The organism is Nonomuraea soli, assembly GCF_013761175.1.
GTDB classification, from domain to species: Bacteria; Actinomycetota; Actinomycetes; order Streptosporangiales; family Streptosporangiaceae; genus Nonomuraea; species Nonomuraea soli.
Genome location: NZ_JACDUR010000003.1, coordinates 217,209 through 240,859, shown reverse-complemented (window position 1 = coordinate 240,859; position 23,651 = coordinate 217,209). Strand labels below are relative to the sequence as shown.

Sequence of the window (23,651 nt, the reverse complement as noted above, 5' to 3'; positions counted from 1 at the left end):
GATGTTCAAGGTCGTCGTCAACCACGAGGGGCAGTACTCCGTGTGGCCCGAGGGCCGCGACAACCCCGACGGCTGGACGGACGAGGGAGTCCGCGGCAGCCGCGAGGAGTGCCTGACGCACATCTCGGCCGTCTGGACAGACATGCGGCCGCTCAGCCTGAGAGGACAGCACTGATGATCAACGACGTCGTGATCGTGGGTGGGGGTACGGCCGGCTGGATGACCGCCACCTACCTCAAGGCGGCCTTCGGGGATCGGGTCGACATCACCCTGGTCGAGTCGCCGCGCATCCCCACCATCGGGGTGGGCGAGGCGACCTTCAGCACCGTCCGCCACTTCTTCGACTACCTCGGCCTGGACGAAAGCGAGTGGATGCCGCAGTGCGCGGCCTCCTACAAGCTGGCCATCCGCTTCGAGAACTGGCGGGGCGACGGCACCCACTTTTACCACCCGTTCGAGCGGCTGCGGGTGAGCGACGGCTTCACCCTGGCCGACTGGCACCTGCGGCTCAACGGCGCCGGCGAGCCGTTCGACCGGGCCTGCTACGTCACCCCGTGGTTGTGCGAGAACCGGCGCTCGCCCCGGCTGCTCGACGGCAGCCTGTTCGCCGGCGAGCTGGACGGCTCGCTCGGCCGCTCCACCCTGGAGGAGCAGCGTGCCCAGTTCCCCTACGCCTACCACTTCGACGCCGCCCAGCTCGCCACCTACCTGACCGGCATCGGCGTGAAGCAGGGCGTACGCCACGTGCTCGACGACGTCACCGCCGTCGGCCAGGACGAGCGCGGCTGGATCAGCCACGTCACCACCAAGGAGCACGGCGACGTCACCGGCGGGCTGTTCGTCGACTGCACCGGCTTCCGCAGCCTGCTGATCAACCAGACGCTCGGCGAGAACTTCCGCTCCTTCACCGACGTCCTGCCCAACAACCGCGCCGTCGCCCTGCGCGTGCCGCGCGAGGAGCAGGAGCTGATCAACCCCTACACCACGGCGACGGCCATGGACGCGGGCTGGATCTGGACCATCCCGCTCTACGGCCGCAACGGCACCGGCTACGTCTACTCCGACGAGTTCTGCTCGCCCGAGGAGGCCGAGCGCGCCCTGCGGGCCTTCGCCGCACCCGGACGCGACGACCTGGAGGCCAACCACATCCGGATGCGCATCGGCCGCAACGAGCGCTCCTGGGTCGGCAACTGCGTCGCGGTGGGCCTGTCCAGCGGATTCGTCGAGCCGCTGGAGTCGACCGGGATCTTCTTCATCCAGCACGCCATCGAGCAGCTCGTGAAGCACTTCCCCGACGAGCGCTGGGAACCGCGCCTGATCGACGGCTACAACGACAAGGTCGCCAGGGTCATCGACGGCGTGCGCGAGTTCCTGGTGCTGCACTACCGCGCCACGGCCCGCGCCGACACGCCGTACTGGAAGGAGACCAAGGCCCGCGAGATCCCTCCGTTCCTGGCCGAGTTCCTGGAGATCGCCGCGACCAGGCTCCCCGACGAGAGCACGATCTACCCCTACTACCACGGATTCGAGCTCTACTCGTGGATCACGATGCTGCTCGGGCTGGGACACGCCCCGCAGGGAGCGCGCCCCGCGCTCGCCCACCTGGACCCGGCCGGAGCCAGGGCCCAGTTCGCCGGCCTGCGCGCGGAGGCGGAGCGCATGGTGTCGGTCTTGCCCACCGCCCACGAATACCTGACGAGCCTCCGGTGACAACGCTCGTCGACGTCTGCCGCTCGTTCATGAGCTCGTACCCGACGGGCGTGGCGGTCGTGACGGCGATGAGCCCGGACGGCGAACCCTGCGGGCTCACCTGCTCGTCGCTGATCAGCGTCACGTTCGCCCCGCCGACGTTGCTGGTCAGCATCAACGTGCACAGCCGGACCCTGGCGGCCACCGTCGGGTCCGGAGGCTTCGGCGTCAACCTGCTGCACGCCAGAGCGCGGCCGGCGGCCGAACTGTTCTCCTCCCTCACCGCGGACAGGTTCTCCGCCATCAGGTGGTCGCCCACGGGGCGGCTGCGGCTGCCCCGGCTGGAGGACGACCTGCACGGCTGGGCGGAGTGCACGGTCGAGGAGGTGTGGACGGTCGGCGACCACGCGCTCGTGCTCGGCCGGGTCGCCGACATCGCCAGCGACCCGGAATCACCGCTCATGTACGGCTTCCGTGAGTACGCCACGTGGGCCCGCGACGGGGAAAGGACCCTTCGTGCTTGACATCGCCCTGGTCAACATGCCGTTCGCGGACCGCAGACGGCCCTCGTTCGCGCTGAGCCAGCTCTCCTCGCTGGTGCGGCGCGACTTCGAGGACGAGGTCAGCGTCCGCGTCTGCTACCTCAACCACGACGTGGTGCGCTATTTCGGGACCGAGCTGTACGACGCCGTCGCGGAGGGCATGGAGCACCACGTCGCCGGCATCGGCGACTGGCTGTTCCGCCAGGTCGCCTTCCCCGGTGCGCCCGACAACAGCGAGGAGTACTTCGGCCGCTACTTCGCCGGGCCTGGCCACGCTCCCCTGCGGGCACGGCTGATGCGGGCCCGCGACCGCCTCGGCGAGTTCTGCGCGAGCCTGGCGGACAAGTACCGGCTGGGCGAGGCCGACGTGGTCGGGTTCAGCTCCATGTTCATGCAGACCGTGCCGAGCCTGGCCATGGCGGCCATCGTCAAGGAGCGCTCTGCGTCGACCCTCACGGTCATGGGCGGCGCCAACTGCGAGGCCCCGATGGGCGCCTCGCTCGTGGAGCACGCCACCCAGCTCGACTACGTCTTCTCCGGCCCGGCGCTGCGCAGCTTTCCCCGCTTCCTGCGCGCGGTGATCGACGGCGACGACGAGGCGCCCGACCGCATCCTCGGCGTCGTGTCGCGGCGCAACTGCCACGAGGAGCGCTATCGCCGGGCCATCGGCGCCGACACCGACATCGATGACTGCGTGGAGCCCGACTACGCCTCGTTCGCCACCTCCTTCGACGAGCTGACCGCGGACGTCGAGGACAAGGTCGAGCCGATCCTGTTCTTCGAGACCTCGCGCGGCTGCTGGTGGGGCGAGCGCTCGCACTGCACCTTCTGCGGGCTCAACGGCCAGGGCATGGCCTACCGGGCGATGTCGCCGGAACGGGCCGTCTCCCAGTTCGAGCGGCTCTTCGAGTACGCGCCCTGGTGCAAGGTCTACTCCTGCACCGACAACATCATGCCGCTGGAGTACCTCACCGAGGTCCTGCCCAAGCTGCAGCCCCCGCCCGGCGCGTCGATCTTCTACGAGGTCAAGGTCGGCCTGGACCAGCAGGACATGAGCGAGATGGCCAGGGCGGGGGTCGACCGCATCCAGCCGGGCATCGAGGCGCTCTCGACCGGCACGCTGAAGCTCATGAAGAAGGGCTCGTCGTCCTTCCAGAACATCCAGCTGCTCAAGAACTGCGTCAGGTACGGCATCGCCCCGGCGTGGAACCTGCTCATCGGCTTTCCCGGCGAGCCGGAGTCGACGTTCGCCAAGTACGTCGACGACCTGCCCCTGCTGGCGCACCTGCCGCCGCCCGAGGGCGTCTTCCCGGTCCGGTTCGACCGCTACAGCCCCTATTTCAACCAGGCCGACGAGTTCGGGCTCGACCTGCGCCCTGTCGACCACTACCGGCTCACCTATCCCTTCCCGGAGGAGTCGCTGAACCATCTGGCCTACTACTTCAACGACCGGGCCGTCGCGCCGTACATGATCGGCGTGGCCAGGTGGATCAGGCCGCTCACCAAGGCCGTGAGCGCCTGGCTGGGCGGCTGGGAGGGCGGTGAGCCGCCGATCCTGCGCCTGGAGGACGGGGTCGTGCTCGACTCCCGCTCCGGGACGCTGCAGAGATACGAGCTGGACGAGGCGGCGGCGCGCACGCTGCTCATCCTCGAACGCCCCACCCGCATCGACCGGCTGGCGCCCGAGGAGGCCGCGCATCTCGACGAGCTGCGCGAGCGCGGCCTGATCTTCGTCGAGGGCGAGCGGGCCATGAGCCTGGTGCTCGCGGAGACCGGGGTCGACCCGCTGCCCAGGCCGCGGCGCTCGCTGGTCAGCTCCCGCCGCAGGCTGCCGGTGCTGACGATCGGATAGGCCCGTGCGGCGTGTTTGTGCCAATGACGCCCGTGACGCCCGGCCGGACGATCAGGGCGGCGATGATCGGGCCATGCAGGACTTCGATCACTGGGCGGAGCTCTACATCACCTGGACGGCGATGGGCGGAGCCGATCCGCGGGAGGTCGCCTACTACCGGAGGCTGGCCGCGATGGCGGAAGGGCCCGTCGCCGACCTCGGGATCGGGGTGGGCCGCCTGGCCGCCGAGCTCAGGCCCCGGTTCGGGGTCGACGTCTCGGCGGCGATGCTGGACGAGGCCCGCGAGCGGCTGGGCGACGGGATCGAGCTGATCCGGGCCGACCTCGCGGGCTGCACGCTGCCCGAGCCGGCGGCCCTGCAGTACTGCGGCCAGAACACGCTCAACCACCTCACACGCGAGGCCGTACGCGACGCGCTGGCCCGCGCCTTCCACAACTCCCTGCCGGGCGGACGGCTCGCCTTCGAGGTCGTGCAGCCGCGCCCCGAGCGCCAGAAGGCCCGCGACGGCGTGCCCAGGCTGCGGGTCTGGGACGAGCGGCGGGCCGTGTGGGAGATCACCCGGATGCTCGACAAGGAAGGCATGGAGGTCGAGATGATAGGTCTGCTCGAAACGCTCGACGACCACCGCACGGTCGGCAGGCGCTACTTCCCGCCGATCCGCATGTGTCTCCTGACCATGGCCGAGGTCGAGAAGTGGGCCGGGGAGGCGGGCTGGGACGTGGAGGACGCGCACGCCGGGTTCGGCGGAGAGCCGCTCACCCCCGAGTCGTCTACCGCCGTGTGGTGCCTGCGCAGGCCGGCATGAACGCCGAGCAGCTCGTCGCCACCCTGGAGCTGGTCACCGGCGAGGAGATGGAGACGCCGGGCGAGGTGCTCTACGTCGCCAGGCGCGAGCAGCCCTCGCTGGTGGCCACGTTGCTGAGCGCCTGGGAGAGCGAGGGCCGGCGGCTCAGCCCCACCCTGGCCCACGAGCTGGAACAGCAGCGCGGGCGCATGGCCTTCTACCGCGGCCAGTGGGAGCGCCTGGCCGACCGGCCCGTGTCGCTGAAGGGCCTGGAGGTCGCCGACCGGTATCCGGGCAGGCTCCTGAGGTACATGAACGACCTCGACCTCTGGGTTCCCGAGCGTGACCGGCTGTGGGCGATGACCGGCGGGCTGCTGGACGAGGGCTGGTCGATGCACACCGCCACGTTCGTCAGGTTCGGCGGGCGGACCGAGGTGATCGTGAGCCTGCGCCGGCTGCCCGACGATCCGTACGGCCTGCCCTACGGGATCGAGCTGAGCACGGTGGCCTACATCGGCGACGGCATCGGCGCCCCGCACAGGACGGGCGCGCCGCAGGACCCGGTGGTCAAGAACCTGCTGGCGCTGATCTACGAGCGGTTCGAGCAGCGCTACCGGGCCAGGGACCTGGTCGACGCCGCGGTGCTGCTCGCCGGGGCGGACAGGGACACGCTCGCGCGGTGCGCGGAGGCGATCGGCGAGGCGGAGTTGTGGCCCGAATACGCCGAGCTGGCGAGCCTCCTGGAGCGCAGCCCGTTCGACGTGCCGGAGCTGCCGGGTGACCGCCGGGCGCAGCTGCGCGACAGCAGGTCGCGGCGCCGTGCCAGGGTGCTGGGCGCGATGCGGCGGCCGGTCCGCCTGGCAGCCAGGACGCTGCAACTAAGCAGGCCGGGCGCTGCGATCCTGGAGCGGCTGACGCCGAAGGCCGCGCTGGACGCCGGGATGATCCTGTTCGCGCTGCCGGTCGAGGGCGGCGAGCGCACCGACGAGCTGACGCTGCGCGAGCAGGGCAGGGCCCTGTGGGCGCACACCCCCGTGGGCCGGTTCATCCTGGTGCACGGCACCGAGGTCGACGAGGACCTGCTGGCGGGAGCCGAGCCGGTGGGCGCGCTGTGAGCCGGCCGATCCACGTGCCCTCGCCGGGCGGCGCCCCCGCCTGGCTGGTGCACCGGCCGGGTGCGGCCGTGACCACGGTGAGCGTGTGGCTGCGAGCCGGTTCCCGTCACGAAGGACCGGGTACGGCGGGCGGCACGCACCTGCTGGAGCACGTCCTCATGCAGGCGCCGCTGGCCGGCGGCGAGCGGGTCGTCGATCTGCTGGAGGAGCTCGGCGGCGAGGCCAACGCGATCACCGGCCGCGAGCACCTGGCCCTCTACGCGCGGGTGCCCACCGAGGAGGCGGGAAGGGCCTTGGCAGTGCTGGGCAGGGCTCTCGCGGAACCGGATCTGAGCGCCGACGTGCTGGAGGCCGAGCGCAAGGTGGTCCGCGAGGAGCTGCGGCTGGCCGGCAGCGATCCCCTGGACATCGTCCACGACGTCTTCTTCGAGCTCGCCTACCCCGGTCATCCGCTGGGCAGGCCCGTCGGCGGCACGCTCGACGAGGTCGACGCCCTGGAGCTCGACGCGCTGCGTGCCCACCACCGGCGTTTCCTGGGCTCCGCCGGGGTCGTGGTGTGCGGCGGCGCCGACCCCGACGACCTGATGCGCACCTTGGACAAGGGCCCGCTCGCGTCGCTGCCTGCCTGGCGGCCCTCGCCGCAGGCGCCGCCGGTGTGGAGGGGAGGCCGTCAGACCCTGCGGCTCAACTCCGACACCGCGGGCGTGGTGATCGGCGGCGAGTGCGGCGACTCGCCCGCGTGGCCGGTGCTGATGGAACTGCTGGCCGGAGCCAGCTCCGCGCTGCTCACCGAGGAACTGCGCAACTCGCTGGGACTCTGCTACGAACTGTGGGCCGTGGCCGCCCCCTACCGCGATGCCGGGGCCTGGCGGGTCTTCCTGGCGACCGCGCCCGAGCACGTGGACGAGGTCGTGGAGCGCGCGACGGAGCTGCTGGCCGAGCCGCGCTGGACGACGGCGCAGGTGCGCCGGGCCGCCGGCCGCGCGGCCGCGCTGATGCGCCTGGAGGCGGAGCAGTCGCTGGAGGAGGCCCTGCTGTACGGCAAGCACGCCCTGGTGCCCGGCGTCCCCGGCTGGACGCTCCCGGCGGAGCTGGCGGCGATCGGATCGGTGGCGGAGGTTCCTTCTCCGAAAGGCCCGTTCGCGGTGGCGATTTGTTGCCAATAAAAGCGGCCCCCGGCGAATGGACGGCGAATCCGGTGAGGATGAATTATTCGCGACAGAAAGGAACCGTCATGGACCGCAATCGTCGTGTGACCCGCCGTCCCAAGCCCAAGAAGAACTGAGGGAGCACACCATGGACAGGAACCGCATCATTTGGCTCAGGCGGCCGCGCGTGACGAAGTCCCGCAAGGGCTAGAAATCAGGGAGTGACGGATGGCCGAGATCGTGTGGGACAGGACGATCCTGTTCCTGTTTCCGCCCGACGCGTTGTTGCGGCATCTGGTCACTCCGGTCCTGGACCGGCTGGACGAGCACGGGTTCGAGCCGACACGCTACGCGGTGCTGTGGCACCGGCCGCCCGGGCAGGACGCCTTCCAGGAAACCAAGATCACTTCCGTATGGAAGGCCTACTTCTACCGGCAGGTCGATGTCGTGTTCGACCTGGGACCGAGCCTCGCCCTGCTGGTAGAGGACAGGTCATCCGCTCCCGAGCCGCACCGGCGGCTGCGCGAGCTGAAGGGCGCCAGCGACCCGGCGCAGGCCGAGCCCGGCACGATCCGGCGCGACCTGCGCGGCATCAACGTCCTGCTCGACCTGGTGCACAGCTCCGACAGCCCGCACGACTCCCGGCACGAGGCCGGCATCTTCATGGGCGAGGACCACGGCACACCGCTCGACGGCGACCAGGGACCGCTCCGCGACCTGGTGGCGCTCCTCCAAGCAGGATTGCCGCGCGAGACCAGGGAGTTCGACGACGTGCGCCGCGGCCTGCGATCCAGGGTCGTGGCCGCGCTCTGGCACGAACTCGACGCGGACGCACGCAAGCTGGCCCCGGAGCTGGCCGCTTCGACGAGGGACGGCGCGGGCGCGGAGCTCGCGGCGCTGCTCCCCGGCGGGCATCCGCTGGCGTCGCTCCTGGCCTGCGAGTTCCTGCCAGGAGGCGAGCGGTTCGACCTGCGCAGGGCCGCGGCCAGGCTGGCGGTCTACGGGGTGAGCGTGGATCCGTGGGAGCACGCCGTGCTCCAGACCTCGATGCTCTTCCCGCCCTTACGCTGACAGCGCGGTCGTCCTGGCGCTCCACTCGATCATCGGCTTGAGCTCGGGATCCAGCGCCAGCACCCAGACCGGCATCTCCACAGCTTCGCAGCCCCTGGCCAGCTTGGCCCGCCACGAGCCGTGGCCGTAGTGCAGCCTGGTGACGCCCGCCTGGACGGCGTGCCTGGAGGGCTCGTAGAAGACGGTGGCGAAGTAGGTGTGCTTGGCGGGCGCCGCGTCGTAGGCCATGGCGGTGCTGACGGCGTACCAGGTGCCCCGGTGGGCGACGAAGAGGCCGTAGCCCAGGAGCCGGTCGTCCAGCTCGGCGCTGAACAGCAGGGCGCCGCCCGCGCAGAGCGCCTCCAGCCGGCGGGTGCAGGCCTCGCGGTCCGTGCCGCCGCCGTACTTCTGGGAATGGGCGCACTTCAGGTCGACCATCCCCGGGACCGGTCGTGAGATGTCGCTCATGCGGAGCCGTACGCCCGCCTCCGCCAGCCGCCGCATCTCCCGCCTGGCCTCGCTCGCCCGGTGGGCCGGCAGGGGCGTGCCCGGCACGAGCTCGCACGAGTACGACATCGGGATCCCGGTGAAACCGCCCTCCTCCAGCGCCCGCTCCAGCGCACGGCCGCGCGTGTAGAGGAACGCCACCGCCCGCAGCCCTCTGGCGTGCGCCCAGGCGACGATCTCGGCGACCAGGTCGGCCACCGCTCCGGCGTCGTCGCCCGCGGGACCGAGCGCGTGGCACTCGTAACCGGGCAACATGACGACCAGGTACGGCGTGCAACCGGGCCAGGCCGGGCCCCCGGCTCGCGCCGCCCTGGTGGCGCCGGCCAGCGGTAGTTGCGGGGTGTCATCCGTCAGGATGTGGCGCAGGTCGAACACCTCGCCCGGACGTTCCCGCTCGACCACGGTCCCGTGCAGGATCGCCCCGCCCCGCTCGAAGGTGTACGGCAGGCCGGGCACCCGCCCGTCCATCGCCGCCAGCCAGCGTCCCGAGCTGAACAGCGGGCCCTCGGCCGGGAGGAACCCGGCGGTCACCCGCATCACGCCCTCAGCAGGCACGCGTCGAGACCCAGACGGCTCAGCCCGTGTCTGAGCTTGAAGGTCGCGTTGCCCCGCCCGCCCTCCAGGACCTCGCACCCTTCGTGGACGGCCTGTTCGGCGGTCGCGGCGTGCAGCAGCGCGTAAGGGCTGAAACCGCCCTTCACGTCGTAGTCGACCCCGCAGGCCCAGGCATGGAACCGGCGCCCGTCGCGCAGCACGACCCCGGCGGCGATGAGCCGCTCCTCCTGGCGGATCTCGATGGCCAGCGCCAGGTCGCCGAGCCCCGTGACGAACTCGGCGAACAGCTCGGGCGGGTAGAAACCTCCGGTGCCGTGCCTGGCCGCGGTCACGGCGCACAACCGGCCGATCTCCATCAGATCGGCCTCGGCCGCGACCCCGACACGCTGCCACACACCCGCCTCGGCCGCCCTGCGCCGCCCCCTCCGCAGGTTGATCCGCGCCTTCGCGGTGGCATGCACGAAAGGATCGGGCAGCCCGCGCAGGTCCAGGCGGAACCTGTCCTCGATGTGCTCGGCGGGGAAGCCCAGCCCGATGAGGCCCTCGCGCAGCGGCGAGTCATGGGCGACGTTGACGAAGCCGTACCACTCGGCCCCCAGCTCCACGGCCAGCCCGCGCATCGCCTCGACCACGGCGGCCAGGTGCCGGGCGCCGGGCAGCCACGCGTCGTAGCAGTGCCAGACATGGCTCAGCAGCCCGCGCTCCGCACCGGTCACCGGATAGCGGGCGCCCAGCTGGCCTAGAGGGTCCAGGCCGTCGATCAGCGAGAGCGGCAGGACGGCGACAGGACGCCCGTGCTCGCGCACCACCAAATAGCGGAACAGTTTCACCGCCGTCAACGGCGAACGCGCATAGGACCGCAGATATCTGTGCCGATAGAAAACCGGCGCTCCGCACGCCGAGACAATCGCATCCCATTCGCTCTCGTCAAGGATGTCGATTGACGTGATGATGCCAATGTCCAGGCTCGGGCTCATATTCGCCTTTCGTCGCCGGTAAAAGGATATTAAGCACAAGAATGAGCCGGGAGGAAGTCGTGGCCAGAGTTGTCTTCCACAACAAGGTCGGTGGTTCCGAAACGCTGGAGGCCGCCGCCGGTCGGCCGCTCATGGAGGTCCTGACCGCCCACGGCATCCCCGTCAACGCGGTCATCACCACCCTCAACGGGAAGATCGTCCCCGAGGAGACGACGATCGTCGGCGAGCACGACATCATCGAGTTGCGCCAGGTGCGCCACTACGACCTCGACGTCACCCGCAGGCCCGCGACCACGGTGTACGGCACGCCCGACCCGATCTACACCAAGTCGATCCTCTTCGACACCCAGGGCCGCCTGGAGCGGCGCGTGGAGCAGTTCGACGAGAACAGCTTCGTCCGCTTCGTCGAGGAGACCTTCGTCCAGGGCGTGCTCAGCCACGGCGTGCTCCAGGAGGGCGACAACGTCGTCATCGGCCTGTCAGGAGGCCGGGACAGCGTCGCCTTCCTGAAGCTGCTCGAACGCACCAAGCACCGGCTGCCCGCCTTCACGATGACCTCGGTGACGATCACCGGCCTGCCCGACTGGGAGGAGCCGGCCACCTTCGCCGCGGCCCGCGCCTCGGCGGAGGCACTCGGCATCGACCAGGCCATCGTCGACGCCTCCGACATCGAGCGGGTCTTCAAGCTCCGCCGGCCTTTCGTATCGGCGATGAACGAGGTGGTCGGCGGCGACCGCAGCCACCTCAACATGGTCGTGGGCCACCAGGTGCTGCGCCGCATGCTGGAGGATCACGCCGAACGCATCGGAGCCGGGACCGTCGCGTTCGGATTCAACGCCGACGACCTGGTGGCCAGCATGGTCACCTGGATCACCAGCGGGTTCAGGATGGGCGGCATCCCGGTCAGGCAGATCGGCGCCCTGCGCTACATCTTCCCGCTCTACCGCATCCCCAAGAAGGAGCTGACGATCTACCTGGAGCTCGTCGCCCCCGAGCTGAACCGCCAGGGCACCCCTGGCCGCTTCACGACGGGACCGCAGGAGCGCTCGATGGCCTACGCCATGGCCGACCACCTGTACGGCCTGTGGCCCGGCATCGACTACTACCTGTTCGAGTCGTTCTCCACGATGCAGCGCTACATGTTCCCGCTGGTCGAGGAGAAGTGCCGGGTCTGCGAGGGCGTCTACGTCGCGCAGGAGGGCGTGCGCAACCCCGTCGACATCTGCGACGTGTGCGACTTCTTCGCGCGACAGGAGTTCGCGTGATCCGCTGGTACGCCGACTACTTCACCTCCGAATACTGGAGCTTCGCCCGGCACGAGTACACCGGCGAGCGCACGGAAGCCGAGACCGCCTACCTGCTGGAGGCCCTGGGCGAGCACGCGCCCGGCCGCAGGGTGCTCGATCTCGGGTGCGGCATCGGCAGGCACGCGGTGGGCCTGGCCCGCCACGGCTACCGGGTCACCGGGGTCGACATCTGCGCCTGGGCGCTGGAGGAGGCCAGGTCGGCGGCGGATCGCGAAGGCGTGAGGGTCGGCCTGGTCGAGGGCGACCTGCTGGAGCGGGTCGAGCTCCCGGAGGCCGACGCGGCGATCTGCGTGCAGGCCTTCGGCTGGGGACGCGACGACGAGCAGCTCGCCCTCCTGCGGCGGGTGCGCGAGCGGCTGGTGCCGGGCGGGTTGCTCGTGCTCGACCACTCGAACGTCGCCGCCATCCTGCGCCAGTACCGGGCCGAGGACCGGTTCGAGGCCGAGGGCGACACCTTCGACTTCCGGCGCAGCTACGACCCGCTCGACGGGCGCAGCCGCGGCGAGCTGCGCGTCACGCACGCCGACGGCCGCGTCGCCGTCCTGCGTGACGACGTCAGGCTCTACCTGCCGAGCGAGGTCGTGGCACTGGTCAGGGCGGCGGGCTTCGACGTGCTGCGCGCGGACGCCGACTTCGAGGTGGGCGCACCCGTGCGGCCGGAGACCCGCTACGTCCAGCTCCTGGCCGTCGCCGCTCCGCGCCCGCGCCCCGCCGTCCTGGGGCACCGCGGCAGCAGCGCGGAGGTGGACCTGCGGTGGGCTCCCGACGAGATCGACTTCGTTCGCGGCGCGATCGACAGCGCCTGGGCCGACGTCGGCGACCCCAGGGAGCCCTCCCGCGCCTACACGCTGGACGATCCGTACGGCTCGGCCCGCGCCACCCCCGTGCTCTCCCGCCACTTCGGCGTGTCACTCCTGCCCAGCCAGGTGGTGACCGGCGCGGGCACGACGGGCCTGCTCCACGCGCTGGCGGGTCCCGGCAGGCTCCTGCACACCGCGCACGCCCACCCCGACCTGCCCGCCTGGTCGGCGCAGCGCGGCGCCGAACTGCGCGTGTACGCGCCGGACCAGGACGTGGCCAGCGAGCGGCCGACGACGATCCTGCTCGAACGGCCGAGCGTACGCGGCGACGTGCTGCCCGTCGCCCAGGTGGCCGAGCTGGCGCGGGCGGCCAGCTCGGCGGGCGGCATGCTCGTCGTCGACGAGGCGTGCGCCGGCTACCTGGGCCCGGAGTCCAGCGTGGTGCCGCTGACCACCCGGATGCCCGGCCTCGTCGTGCTGCGCAGCCTGTCGAAGGGCTACTGCTGCGGCGGCCTGCGCGCGGGCTTCGCGATCTGCTCGCCCGACGTCGCCGAGACGGTACGGCAGGCCGTGCCACCGCTGGGGATGTCGGCGCTGTCGCTCGAAGTGGCACTGCGGCTCCTGGACCAGGGCGACGTGCTGGCCGAGCTCAGACAGGCCGTCGCGGCGGCCAAGCCGGAACTGGTCGAGGTGCTGACCGGGCTGGGCTGCCGGGTGGAGCAGGGACATCCCGCGCTGCCGTGGGTCGTGACGGAGGACGAGCTGCCGCCGTGGCTGGCGGGACGGCGCCTGCACGGGCTGACCCGCGTCAGCGTGCCGCTCTCGCAGGCTCGCCGGGCCGCGCTCCGCCGGGCGGTGCCATGAACGTCGTCTCGGAGATCCACGCGTCGTTCGACGTACGGCAAGCGGTCGAGGACGTCGCGGAACTGGCGGCGCTCGACCGCTTCCAGGCTTCCGACGGGATCCAGGAGGCGGCGCAGTACGTCGCCGAACGGGCGGAGCGGGCGGGGCTGAGCGACGTGCGGCTCCACCACTTCCCCGCCGACGGCGGCCGTCACTGGTGGAGCTTCCGCGCCCCGCACTCATGGACCCCGGTGCGGGCCGCCGTCGACGACGTGGTGCGCTATCCGGAACAACCGTTCGCGCTCGCGTCCGGCTCGGCGCCGACCCCGCCCGGCGGCGTGATGGTCCGGGTGTTACCCCTGGCGGCCGTCGGCAGGGGAGTGCCGGCCGTCCAGGACGTGGGCCTGCCCGTACTGGCCGTTCACGACGTGGGCCTGCCCGTGCTGGCCGTTCACGACTCGGACGTGCCGGTGCCCGTCGCCGTCGCGCAGGCGGCGAGGACCGGTGCGTTCGGCCTGGTCACCGGGCGGCTGCCCGGACCTGGCCGGGTCGAGCTGCCACCGGGGAGCGGCCTGGTCGCCTTCAGCGTGACCTCCGGGCAGGCCGCCGAGCTGCTGCGGCGGGGCACGGTCAGGGTCGAGGTCGAGACGCACACGCGGGCCGCCATGCCCGTCGTGACGGGACTGCTGCCGGGTGACGAAGCCGGCGAGGTGCTGCTCTCGGCGCACCTGTGCCACCCGCGGCCGAGCGTCAACGACAACGCCTCCGGCACCGCGGCGCTGCTCGGCGTGGCCCGTGCGCTCGCGGGACGACGTGGGCGGCGCGGCGTCAGGTTCGTCTGGGGTCCGGAGTTCACCGGGATGGCCGCCTACCTGCACGACATCGCCGACCGGCCGCCCGCCGCCGCTGTGAACGTTGACATGGCGGGACAGGACCAGCGAAGGTGCGGCGGACCGCTCATCGTCGAGCGCAGCCCCGACCACCTGCCGGGGTTCGTCAACGCGCTCGCCGAGCACGTCGTGGCGGCGCTGCCGCAGGCCGCACGCTCCTACTCGGGGGCGGTGGCCTGCGACACGTGGGCCTGGCGGGCCACGCCGTTCGTCGGGGCCTCCGACCACAGCCTGCTCGTCGACGCGTCCGTCGGCTGCCCGACGGTGACGCTCGGGCACTGGCCGGACCGGTTCAACCACAGCGCCGCCGACTCGCTCGACAAGCTCGACCCGGCCGAGCTGCGCCGTACCGCCACGGTGGCGGGGGCGTGCGCGGCGGTGCTGGCGGGGATGGCGGGGGAGCACGACGAACTGGAAGGCATCGCGGTGGACTGGGCGGCCTCCCGGCTGCTGGAGTGCCGGGGTGCGACACCGGCACTGCTCCGGCACCGCAGGGCCGTCGCCCTGGGCGCCCTGGACGGGTTCGAGGCGCTCTTCGGCCCCGGCGACGGCACGGCACGCGCCTGGCTGACCGGCCTCGCCGATCACGTGTCCGCCACCTCAAGGAAGACCACGCAAGATGGCGGGGCCACGCAAGATGGCGGGGCCGCGCAAGATGGCGGGGCCGCGCAAGGTGGCGGGGCCGCGTCGGGTGACCAGGCCGCAGAAGGCCGTGTGCCCGCTGCCGTGCCCGTGCTCTGCCGTACGTGGGAAGGGCCGTTCAACCTGCGCGGGCTGGCCGAGGCGGCGAGCGCGGACGGGCGGGCGTGGCTGGAACGCCAGGCCGCCGTCGCCAGAGCCCGCTCGTACGCCCTGATCCTCGCCCTGGCCCACGGCCTCGACGGCCGCAGGGACCGCGCGGCCGTCGCCGCCTACGCGGAGCACGCGTCAGGCCTGACCGTCCCGCAGGATTTCGCCGACGAATTCCTGGCCGTTCTCGTCGAGGCCGGCTGGGCGAAGGAGGGCTGATGCGCGAACTGCTGCGCGACCGCGGGTTCCTGCTGCTGTTCGCCGGCCAGACCGTGAACATGATCGGGGACCGCGCGCTCCTGGTGGTGCTGGGCATCTTCGTCAAGGAGCTGACCGGCTCGGACACGATGGCGGGAGTGGTGTTCATCCTGCTCTCCGTGCCGTCGTTCTTCGCGCCGCTGACGGGGCTGCTCGTCGACAGGTTCCCGCGACGCAAGGTCCTGATCGTCAACGACCTGCTGGCCGGGGCGCTGGTGCTCTGCCTCCTGCTGGTGCGCCATCCAGGCGACCTGTGGATCGTGTTCGTGGTGACCCTCGGGTACGGCTTCGCCAACGCGATCTTCGCCGCGGCCAGGGGCGGGCTGATCCATTCGATGGTCCCCGAGCGGCTGCTCGGTGACGCGAACGGGCTGCTCAGCTCGCTGGGCCAGGGGTTGCGGGTGCTCGGCCCGCTGATCGGCGCCGCGCTCTACGTGGCGCTCGGCTTGGCGGCGGTGGCGGTCCTCGACACGCTGACGTTCCTGATCTCGGTGCTGGTGCTGCTCATGCTGAGGCGCGTGCCCGACCTGGCGCCCCCGGCGAAGCGGGAGCCGGGAACGTTCCGCGCCGACCTGCTCGCGGGGGTGCGTCACCTCATGGGCGAGAGGGAGTTGCGTGCCGGTGTGCTGGCGGTGGCCGCCGCCCTGTCGGCGGCCGGGCTGGTCAACGCGGCCATGTTCGCCGCCGTGGAGCAGGGGCTCGGCCGCCCTGCGGCTTTCGTCGGCGTCATCGCCGCCTTCCAGGGCGCCGGCTCCGTCGCCGGCGGCTTCGCGGTCGCCCCGCTCATCAGGAGGTACGGCGAGCATCGTGCGGCGGCCGTGGGGTTCGTCCTCAGCGCGGCGGGCCTGGCTTTCGTGATCCCCGCGACAGAGGTGACGATGTGCGCCGGTGGTGTTCTCGTGGGGCTTTCCATTCCGATTTTCATGGTCGCCACGACGACGCTCGTACAGCGCCGGACGGAGGCCGGGATGCAAGGCCGGGCGCTCACCGCAATGGACGCCGTCATCGACCTTCCGTTCGTGCTCTCAATGGGGATCGGGACGCTCGTGGTGGCGATCTTGGATTTCCGGGTGATCTATGCGGTGGCGGCGGTGATTTTCGCCGTCGTTGCCGTGTCGGTGCTGGTGAGGCGAGACTGGCGGATTGATGCCACGTTGACGCCTGTTGATTGACCACTGCATTCGCCATTTTTACTCTGAAATCAGGAAATTGGCGAAAGCCGATCGAAATTCAGGAGGCGCCCGTGTTTCAGGAAAGCGTCCAGACCGCCGTCGAAACTCCCATCATGACAACACCTGAATTCGTGGCGAAAATGCTCGCCGCGCGCCAGGAGGTCCAGGTCATGAAGTTCCGCACCACGTGCACTGACTGCGTGCCGAACTACTGACATGACTGAGACCGGGACTATCCCCAGCCCCGGGCTCGATCTGCGTGCCGTCCCCGGCCTGGTTCTCTCCGAACTGGGCCGGGGCGGTCGCGGTGTGATCGTCCTGGCCGTCGACGGGCTCTCGTGGCGGGCCGCCGGGCAGGCCTGGCGCTCCGCCGAGCTCACGTGCCTGACCTCCACCTTCCCCAGCACGTCGGCCACCGCGTGGCTGACCTCGATCACGGGCGCGCCGGTGAGCGAGCACCTGGTCGTGGGCGCCGCCTATCGCGAGCGTGCCGGCGGGCCGCTCATCAACGTGATCACGGGCGACGTCCTGGCGGGTGAGCCCGCCCCGCGCGAGCCCGTCCCGCCTCTGACCACGCTCTTCGAGCGCGCGGAAGGCGCCGAATCCGTGGTGGTGGGCCGCGAGCTCGACCTGCTCCGCGGGCCCTGGGTGCGGACCCTGACGAGAGGCGCCGCCCGGCAGCCCGCGCGGCACGCCCTGGCCCGCGATCCGCACGAGCTGGTGACGGGTGTCGTGGCGGACGTCGAGGCGGCGATCTCGGTCCCGCGCCGCGTCCCGTTGCTGCTGTGGGTCTACGTCAACCTCGACGACCACCTGCACGGCCACGGCTACGACGAGGCGGCCATGAGCGCGCTGGCCGTACTGGAGCGGCACGCGTCCGGCTGGGCCGCACGCGGCTGGAGCGTGCTCGCCTACGCCGACCACGGCCTGGTCCCCGTCGCGCCCGACCCGGCCCTGGCCAGGCGCTGGGCCGAGGTGGACGTGGCCGGCCTGTGCGAGCTGCCGGGCGGCGGCGCGGGCCGGGTGCGGTGGCTCTACCCGCGCCCTGGCATGGACAGGGAGGTCGCGGACCGGCTGGCCGAGGCCATGGACGGCCACGCCAGGGTGATGCGTGCGGCCGAACTCGACTGTGTGGAGCCGTCCACTCAGGTGCGTGAGCGGCTGGGCGGGGTGGTGGCGATAGCCACGTCGCCGAGCTTCCCCCTGCCCGATCCTCGGCTCCGTCACGAACACGGAGCGCTCAGCCCCGAGGAGATGCGGGTCCCGTTCGCCCGCTGGGTCAGATCCAGCCTCGCCTGACGGCCTCCGCCCCGGCCTGGAAGCGGCTGTTGGCGTTGAGGCGCTCCATCACGCCTGCCACGCGCCTGGCGAACGTGCGCTTGCTGAGGTGCAGCCGGGCGGCCGCCCGGTCGTCGGTGAGCCCGTCGTCGAGCGCGCGCAGGACCTCGTCCTGACCGTCGTCGTCGAGCGTGCCGTTGCCCTTGTCGTGAAGGATGCGGCAGATGGTGTCGAAGACCCCGGCCACCGAGGACGCGACCAGCGGATTGGCGATCCTCTCCAGCCGCTCCGACGAGGTCGGTCCTGGATGCGCCACGTAGGTGACCATGCGGTCGCGTACGAGGACCTGGTAGGGGAGTCCCACCACGGTCCTGACGGTCGCTCCGGCCTGCCAGGCCTGCGCGAGCGGGGACGTACGGCCCGGCTGACCGGGCCCGTGCAGGATGTGGACGGCGACGCGGCGTCGCGCCATCCGGGCGAACAGGCGCGGCAGGGCGGGGTGCATCCGCTCCGGCTCCGCTGAGAGCACGAGCAGCTCGCTTTGGGTCTGCTCGGCCAGTTCCAGCTCGAGGAGAGGCAGCTCGAGCTGCAGTGCTGGGTTGAAGGGTAGGGGTCTGCTGGTGTTCAGAGACATCGATACCAACCCGGTTGCCAGTCGAAGTATCAGTACTCCGAACGCTACTGGCTGGGTATTTGCCTGCGATTTCACCGAGTTATCGCCGCATTGAACGAAGCATCATCGACAGTTGAAGTGGAGGTTCCTTGTCATTTCTTGTTATATCCCCTATAGGTGGATATCGTACGATCTTCCTAGGGCCCGGCTGAGACGAGCCAGTGGGTGGGTGCATGGAGTTTCGTGTCCTTGGTCCGCTGACAGCGGTCACGGGAAACGTGCATATCTCGCTGGGCGGATCACGCCGGCGGACCGTCCTGGCGACCCTGCTGCTCAACGTGGGCAGAGTCGTCTCGACCGACCGGCTGAGCGCCGCGATCTGGGGCGAGAACCCTCCGGTGACCGCCAGGAACCAGGTGGCCATCTGCGTGTCGGGCCTGCGCCGCGAGTTCGCCGCGGCCGGGGTGGCCCACGACCCCATCGTGACCGCCTCCTCCGGCTACCTGCTGCGGCTGGCCGAGGACGACAGGTTCGACATCAAGGAGGTCGAGGTCTCCCTGCGCCAGGCCCGCACGGCCAGGATGGCGGGCAACCTGGAGAAGGCCTCGGAACAGCTGTCGAGCGCGCTGACCGTGTGGCGGGGCGACCCGCTGACCGGGGTCGAGGGCGAGCTGGTGCGCGCGGAGTCCGAGCGGCTCGGCGAGTGGCGCCTGGCCATCCTGGAGGAGTTCTTCGAGGTCGAGCTGGAACTGTCGCGCGACCTCCAGATCGTCGGAGAGCTGGTCGCGCTCGTCGCGGCCTACCCGCTGCGCGAACGCCTGCGCGGACTGCTCATGCTGGCCCAGAGCCGGGCGGGACGTCGCGCCGAGGCCCTCGCGGTCTACCAGGAGGGCTACCGGCTCAGCATCGAGAGACTGGGTCTCGAACCCGGTGCCGAGCTGGCCGAACTGCACGAGGCGATCCTGCGCGGCGAGACCGGGCAGCGGCAGGGCCGCCTCGCGGTGGAACGTGCCGCGCCCGAGTCGTCGCCGGCCGTTCCCGCCCAGCTCCCGCCGGACGTGACCGGTTTCGTCGCCCGCGACGAGGAGATCGCCAGGCTCGACGAGCTCCTCGACACCAAGACAGGGGCGGGCCGGCCGTTCGTCGCCGTCATCACCGGGATGGGCGGTGTCGGCAAGAGCGGCCTGGCGGTGCACTGGTCGCATCGTGTCGCCTCCCGTTTCCCCGACGGTCAGATCTTCGTCGATCTCAACGGCTTCTCCGAGACGGGCCCGCCGGTCTCGCCCTTCGACGTGCTCGACACCCTGCTGCGGGCGCTGAACGTCACCCGTCAGCATCCCCTGGCCACGCTGGAGGAGCGCGCGGCCCTGTTCCGCAGCGTCCTGGCCGGGCGCAAGCTCCTGCTCGTGCTCGACAACGCCCGCGACTCCAGCCAGGTCAGGCCCCTTTTACCCGGCGCGCCGGGCTGCGCCGTCCTGGTGACCAGCCGCGGCCAGCTCGCCGGGCTCATCACGCTGGAGGGCGCCACCCCGCTCCGCCTGGACGTGCTGCCGCCCGAGCAGGGCGTGAACGTGCTCGCGTGCATCGCCGGCGAGCAGCGGGTGCACGCCGACCCCGAAGGGGCCAGGCGCCTCAGCGAGCTGTGCGGCGGGCTCGTGCTGGCGCTGCGCGTCGCCGCCGCGCGGCTGGCCGTACGGCCGTCGTGGACCAGCGCCGACCTCGTCGCCAGGCTCACCGACGAGAGCCGCAGGCTCGACGAGCTCAGCCAGGGCGAGGTGGACCTGCGCACCAAGTTCATCCTCAGCTACCGCGACCTGGCGCCGCAGGTGGCCATCATGTTCAGGCGGCTGGCGTTGCTCGATGTCGCGGAGTTCGGCCCGTGGCTGGGCGTCGCCCTGCTGGAGGTGGACCCCGACCGGGCCCAGGACCTGATCGAGCAGCTCGTCGACGCGCAGTTGCTGGAGCTGAGCCAGCCCAGATCCGGCGGCCAGGCACGCTACCGCTTCCACGACCTGATGCGCCTGTACGCCCGCGAGCGCGTCATGGCCGAGGAGAGCGAGCAGGAACGCAACGCCGCCCTTCGCCGGGCGCTCGGCTGCTGGCTCGGACTGGTCGAGGCCGCCCACGCCCGGCTGCTCGGCGGGGACTTCGCCGTCCTGCACGGTACGGCGGAGCGCTACCGGCTGCCCAGCACCGTGATCGACAGGCTGATGCCCGACCCGATCGAATGGTTCGAGGCCGAGCGCCCGCACCTGCTGGCGGTCATCGGCCAGGCTGCCGGGGCCGGCGGCCGCGCGCTGTGCTGGGACCTGGCGATGACGTCGGCGACCTTCTTCGAGTCGCGCAGCTACTTCGACGACTGGCGCTCCACGCACGAGCTCGCCCTGGCCGCCGCCCGCCGCGACGCCGACGCCCGCGGCGAGGCCGCCATGATCTACGGCCTGGGCAGCCTTGAGCTGTTCCGGCAGCGCTACGACGACGCGGAGCGCCTCCTGCTGCAGGCCCGCCGCATGTTCGAGGAGCAGGGGGAGGAGCACGGCAGCGCGCTGGCCCTGCGCAACCTCGCACTGCTCGACCGCATCGCCGGCCGGTTCGAGCTGGCCCTGGAACGCTACGAACGGGCGGAGGAGATGCTGCGCGCGGCCGGTGACCGTGCCGCGCAGGCCCACGTCCTGGCCAGCACCGCCCAGGTGCTGCTGGAGAAGGGCTCGTACGGCGAGGCCGACCACCTGCTCAGGGCGGCGGTCAGCACTTTCGAGGACATCGGCTACCAGCGCGGCCTGGCCCAGGCGCTGTACCGCTTCGGCGAGGTGCTGCTGCGCACCCAGCGCATAGACGCCGCGCGCCAGACGCTGGAGAAGGCGCTGGAGACGGTGCGCCAGCTGCGTGACGTCGTGGGAGAGTCGTACGTGCTGCGGGTGCTGGGCGAGACCTACGCCCAGCAGGGCCGTACCGACGAGGCGGAGAAGGCGCTGCTCACCTCACGGGAGATCGCCCTGCGGGTCGGCGAGCAGTTCGTCGTGGGGGTCACCTCGCTGGCCCTGGGCAACCTCCACTTCGGTACGGGGAACGCCGCGTCCGCGAGGGAGAGCCTGACCCTGGCCGCGAGGATCTTCGAGGAACTCGGGGCCAGAATCTGGCACGTGCGGGCCCTGGAGGCCCTGGCGGCCACGGAGGCCATGCTCAACAACGACCAGGGAGCGCACGAGCTGTGGGCCCGCGCGGCCGCCCTGCTCAAGGAGGAGAGCTGAGGCTCAGCGGAGGCGGACGAACACCTTCCCGGTCCAGTGGAAGTTGCCGATCCCGCTGTCCGGCCCGCCGCCCTCGGGCCAGCCGCCGTCGGCCTGGGCGGGTGCCGCGATCAGGGCGGTGAAGAATGCGGCCACGACGGTGGCGAGGGCGATGCGACGCTTCATCGGAGGTCCTTTCACAGGGTTCGGTGGTTCAGTGCGTGAGATCGCCTGCCGGGAAGGTCGCGGGAAGCGACCAGGCGGTTGGCCCCGGTACGTCCGTGGTGCCGCCGGTGCAGAAGGCGGTCGTGGTGGCGCCGGCGGTCTCGCCGCCGTCCACGACCACTTCCTGCCCGGTGAGGAACGCGGCGGAAGGTGAGGCCAGGAAGTGGAAGGCCGCCCCGATTTCCGAGGGCTGGGCGTGCCTGCCGAGAGGGATGGACCGGTTGACGTCCTCGAGCATCTTCGGTGTGTACTCCGCCTCCTGCATGGGCGTCAACACCGCTCCAGGGCTGACGCACGCCACCCTGATGTGCGGGCTGAGCTCCATCGCGAAAGTGCGGCACAGCGCCAAAATGCCCGCCTTCGTTGCGTTGTAGTCGGCGTAGTACGGGAATCCGCGGGAGGCGTTGACGGAGGCGGTCGCCAGCAGCACGCCGTGCCCCTGACTGGTCATGTAGCCGGCCGCGCAGCGCCACAGGCCCAGCACGCCCAGCAGGTTCACGTCCACGACCCGGCGGGCGGTCGCCTCGTCGAGGTCGAGCACGCCGTGCCTGACGCTGATGCCGGCGTTGGCGATCACCACGTCGAGCCGGCGGTGTTCGGTCCACACACCCGACACGGCCGCCTCCATCGCCGCCCAGTCGGTCACGTCCGCCTCGATCCAGGTGACGCCCGGGTCCGGCGGCGCGATGGGCGGCTGCACGTCGAGGTTGAAGACGGCGTCGCCGGAGCGCGCGAAGTGCTCGGCGGTGGCGAATCCGATCCCGCTGGACGCGCCGGTGATGACCACAGTACGCATGGCATGGCCCCTTAGAAGATCACCCGAGGGCTGGCGGTCGCCCGGTTGCCGATGGATCTGCGCAGGTTCCTGCTGACCGTCAGCTTCTTCAGCCACCTGTCGGTGCCGTCGTAGCGCGGGGTGAAGGGCTTGCGCCCGTGGACGGCCAGGTAGTTGTCGACGATCAGCAGGCTGCCCTGCCCCACGACGACGTCCTGCTGCTTGGCCTCCAGCTCGGCCACGAGCGCGTCGAGCGCGTTCTCGGCCGCCTGGTCGCCGTCCACGCAGGTCATGAAGGGCCGGTCCAGCCGCAGGTAGGGCCGGCTCGGTTCGCCGATGAGGACCGAGACGGCCTCGGGGCTCCGGCGCATCTCGCGCATCAGGGCCAGCGCGGGATGGCCGGGCTGGCTCGCCTCCAGCTGCCGCAGGTGCTCGTCGTCGGGCAGGATGTGGAAGCGCGGTCGCGAGAGCAGCCCGGCCTGGTCCTGCGACAGTTCGAGATCGCGCACCGAGGCGACGGTCGTCGGCACGGCGTCGTGGTTGCGCAGCCCGAACAGCAGCAGGTAGTCGCAGCGCAGCGGGTGGAAGCCGTCCTCGGTATGGAACTCCAGCAACGACTGGCTGCCGTGGCCGCTCTGGTGCATCTCGTCGCCGGGGATCGGCACGATGTTCTGGACCATCCGCCCCGCCTGCAGGGTGGACCAGGCGAACGGCTCGCCCAGCACCATCCCGCACAGGGCGAGGTAGATCTCCGCGTCGCTCGCGGCGGCCGACTGGCCCGGCGCCGACCAGTGGCCGGGTGTGGGGCCGACCGCCTCGTCGTCGACGGGGAAGCCGTGGACGAGGCACATGCCGGCCGGTTCCGTGCGGCGGAAGTCCTCCAGGAAGCGGCGCAGCCCGACCGGCAGCTCCTCGCGGATGTGCCAGCAGCGGTCGAAGAAGCCGGGGTCGGCGGGATCCTCTCCGAGGACCCTGACTCGCTCGGCCACGGCCGTGATCGCGTCCACCTCCTTGCCGTCGAGGAGGTATTCGACCGTCTCCGCGCTCATACCAGCGTGCTCCTGACACTGGCGGGACGGATGTCGCTCCAGTTGCTCTCGACGTACTCCAGGCTCTCGGCGCGCGGGGCCGGGCCGAAGACGGTGTCCCAGCCGCTGGGGACCGGGAAGGCCGACGGCCACAGCGAGTGCTGTTCCTCGGCGTTCACCAGCACCAGGAAGGAGCCGTTCTCGTCGTCGAACGGGTTGCTCAT

At 71.2% G+C, this 23,651-nt stretch carries 21 protein-coding genes; 14 read left to right on the top strand and 7 right to left on the bottom strand.

Translation table 11 applies throughout. The annotated features are described in order from the left end of the window. The first annotated feature begins 1 nt into the window (after position 1). The 8 genes from HNR30_RS13930 to HNR30_RS13895 all read left to right on the top strand — a co-directional run bounded on the left by HNR30_RS13930 (position 2) and on the right by HNR30_RS13895 (position 8,201). Positions 2-175: an MbtH family protein gene (locus HNR30_RS13930; RefSeq protein ID WP_181610263.1), complete on the top strand. Its 174-nt coding sequence runs from the start codon at positions 2-4 to the stop codon at positions 173-175. After that, the gene (locus HNR30_RS13925; RefSeq protein WP_181610262.1) at positions 175-1,710 is read left to right on the top strand and encodes a tryptophan halogenase family protein; all 1,536 of its coding nucleotides are present in this window, start codon (positions 175-177) and stop codon (positions 1,708-1,710) included. The genes HNR30_RS13930 and HNR30_RS13925 overlap by 1 nt, the downstream gene beginning before the upstream one ends. After that, a complete protein-coding gene (locus tag HNR30_RS13920; protein ID WP_220133574.1) occupies positions 1,707-2,213 on the top strand; it encodes a flavin reductase family protein in 507 nt (168 codons plus the stop codon). Before HNR30_RS13925 ends, HNR30_RS13920 begins: the two co-directional genes overlap by 4 nt. Beyond that, entirely contained in the window at positions 2,206-4,083 is a 1,878-nt protein-coding gene (locus HNR30_RS13915) for a RiPP maturation radical SAM C-methyltransferase (RefSeq protein WP_181610261.1), read from the top strand. Before HNR30_RS13920 ends, HNR30_RS13915 begins: the two co-directional genes overlap by 8 nt. Positions 4,084-4,156: 73 nt before the next feature. Then, entirely contained in the window at positions 4,157-4,888 is a 732-nt protein-coding gene (locus tag HNR30_RS13910; protein ID WP_181610260.1) for a class I SAM-dependent DNA methyltransferase, read from the top strand. After that, a complete protein-coding gene (locus tag HNR30_RS13905; protein WP_181610259.1) occupies positions 4,867-5,982 on the top strand; it encodes a hypothetical protein in 1,116 nt (371 codons plus the stop codon). The genes HNR30_RS13910 and HNR30_RS13905 overlap by 22 nt, the downstream gene beginning before the upstream one ends. Beyond that, complete coding sequence (locus HNR30_RS13900; RefSeq protein ID WP_181610258.1) at positions 5,979-7,148, top strand: M16 family metallopeptidase; 1,170 nt, start codon at positions 5,979-5,981, stop codon at positions 7,146-7,148. The genes HNR30_RS13905 and HNR30_RS13900 overlap by 4 nt, the downstream gene beginning before the upstream one ends. Positions 7,149-7,358: 210 nt before the next feature. After that, a complete protein-coding gene (locus HNR30_RS13895) occupies positions 7,359-8,201 on the top strand; it encodes a nucleoside-diphosphate kinase (protein WP_181610257.1) in 843 nt (280 codons plus the stop codon). Here the strand turns inward: HNR30_RS13895 and HNR30_RS13890 are convergent. Continuing rightward, positions 8,193-9,242: a GNAT family N-acetyltransferase gene (locus tag HNR30_RS13890; protein ID WP_181610256.1), complete on the bottom strand. Its 1,050-nt coding sequence runs from the start codon at positions 9,240-9,242 to the stop codon at positions 8,193-8,195. The two genes, HNR30_RS13895 and HNR30_RS13890, sit on opposite strands and share 9 nt — an antisense overlap. Further along, the gene (locus HNR30_RS13885) at positions 9,224-10,072 is read right to left on the bottom strand and encodes a GNAT family N-acetyltransferase (RefSeq protein WP_181610255.1); all 849 of its coding nucleotides are present in this window, start codon (positions 10,070-10,072) and stop codon (positions 9,224-9,226) included. The genes HNR30_RS13890 and HNR30_RS13885 overlap by 19 nt, the downstream gene beginning before the upstream one ends. A gap of 206 nt (positions 10,073-10,278) precedes the next feature. Here HNR30_RS13885 and HNR30_RS13880 point away from each other — a divergent pair, with 206 nt between their 5' ends. The 5 genes from HNR30_RS13880 to HNR30_RS13860 all read left to right on the top strand — a co-directional run bounded on the left by HNR30_RS13880 (position 10,279) and on the right by HNR30_RS13860 (position 17,577). Beyond that, positions 10,279-11,484 (top strand): hypothetical protein, encoded by a 1,206-nt coding sequence (locus HNR30_RS13880; protein WP_181610254.1) that lies wholly within the window; start codon positions 10,279-10,281, stop codon positions 11,482-11,484. Beyond that, the gene (locus tag HNR30_RS13875) at positions 11,481-13,190 is read left to right on the top strand and encodes an aminotransferase class I/II-fold pyridoxal phosphate-dependent enzyme (protein ID WP_181610253.1); all 1,710 of its coding nucleotides are present in this window, start codon (positions 11,481-11,483) and stop codon (positions 13,188-13,190) included. The genes HNR30_RS13880 and HNR30_RS13875 overlap by 4 nt, the downstream gene beginning before the upstream one ends. Next, the gene (locus HNR30_RS13870; protein WP_181610252.1) at positions 13,187-15,067 is read left to right on the top strand and encodes a DUF4910 domain-containing protein; all 1,881 of its coding nucleotides are present in this window, start codon (positions 13,187-13,189) and stop codon (positions 15,065-15,067) included. Before HNR30_RS13875 ends, HNR30_RS13870 begins: the two co-directional genes overlap by 4 nt. Next, positions 15,067-16,278, top strand: coding sequence for an MFS transporter (locus tag HNR30_RS13865; protein WP_181610251.1), 1,212 nt, complete (start codon positions 15,067-15,069; stop codon positions 16,276-16,278). Before HNR30_RS13870 ends, HNR30_RS13865 begins: the two co-directional genes overlap by 1 nt. Before the next feature lie 216 nt (positions 16,279-16,494). Continuing rightward, positions 16,495-17,577, top strand: a complete 1,083-nt coding sequence (locus HNR30_RS13860) for an alkaline phosphatase family protein (RefSeq protein ID WP_181610250.1) — start codon at positions 16,495-16,497, stop codon at positions 17,575-17,577. Here the strand turns inward: HNR30_RS13860 and HNR30_RS13855 are convergent. Next, the gene (locus HNR30_RS13855; protein WP_181610249.1) at positions 17,558-18,190 is read right to left on the bottom strand and encodes a helix-turn-helix domain-containing protein; all 633 of its coding nucleotides are present in this window, start codon (positions 18,188-18,190) and stop codon (positions 17,558-17,560) included. The genes HNR30_RS13860 and HNR30_RS13855 overlap by 20 nt on opposite strands. A gap of 212 nt (positions 18,191-18,402) precedes the next feature. Between HNR30_RS13855 and HNR30_RS13850 the strand changes: the two genes are divergently transcribed. Next, positions 18,403-21,420, top strand: a complete 3,018-nt coding sequence (locus HNR30_RS13850) for an AfsR/SARP family transcriptional regulator (RefSeq protein ID WP_181610248.1) — start codon at positions 18,403-18,405, stop codon at positions 21,418-21,420. Between the two features lie 3 nt (positions 21,421-21,423). Here HNR30_RS13850 and HNR30_RS13845 read toward each other — a convergent pair whose 3' ends face one another. From HNR30_RS13845 to HNR30_RS13830, 4 genes are read right to left on the bottom strand one after another with little or no spacing between them, the layout of a single operon-like run. Next, positions 21,424-21,585 carry a hypothetical protein gene (locus HNR30_RS13845; protein WP_181610247.1) on the bottom strand — a complete coding sequence of 54 codons (162 nt, stop codon included), beginning with the start codon at positions 21,583-21,585 and terminating at the stop codon, positions 21,424-21,426. A gap of 28 nt (positions 21,586-21,613) precedes the next feature. Further along, complete coding sequence (locus tag HNR30_RS13840) at positions 21,614-22,420, bottom strand: SDR family NAD(P)-dependent oxidoreductase (protein WP_181610246.1); 807 nt, start codon at positions 22,418-22,420, stop codon at positions 21,614-21,616. A gap of 11 nt (positions 22,421-22,431) precedes the next feature. After that, on the bottom strand, positions 22,432-23,448 hold the full coding sequence (gntD, locus tag HNR30_RS13835) for a guanitoxin biosynthesis L-enduracididine beta-hydroxylase GntD (protein ID WP_181610245.1): 1,017 nt from the start codon (positions 23,446-23,448) through the stop codon (positions 22,432-22,434). Next, a complete protein-coding gene (locus tag HNR30_RS13830; protein WP_181610244.1) occupies positions 23,445-23,651 on the bottom strand; it encodes an MbtH family protein in 207 nt (68 codons plus the stop codon). Before HNR30_RS13830 ends, gntD begins: the two co-directional genes overlap by 4 nt.